1 protein-coding gene is annotated in these 309 nt (G+C 58.6%); it reads left to right on the forward strand.

The features are described from left to right. The coding region (locus tag ACOSVP_RS18595; RefSeq protein WP_487348975.1) for an Ig-like domain-containing protein at nt 1–309 on the forward strand (309 nt) is incomplete at both ends.

Raw genomic sequence — 309 nt, forward strand, 5'->3', positions numbered from 1 at the left:
GACAACCTCACTAGCAGTACCACGCCTTCGATCAGCGGTACCGCAGAAGCCTATGCGACTGTGACCCTGTACGATACCGATGGCACTTCGGTTCTGGGCAGCACGACCGCCGATGGTAGTGGCAACTGGTCAATCACCACGTCGACGTTAGCGAATGGCGCTCATACCCTGACCGCCAAAGCGACCGATGCCGCGGGCAATACCTCCACGGCATCGTCTTCGTTGATCGTGACGGTGGATACCACGGCACCAGCGGCCCCACTGACGTTAGATTTGGCCTCTGCTAATGACTCGGGAGAGTCGTCTTCT

The organism is Marinomonas sp. HM11-D (genome assembly GCF_057626615.1).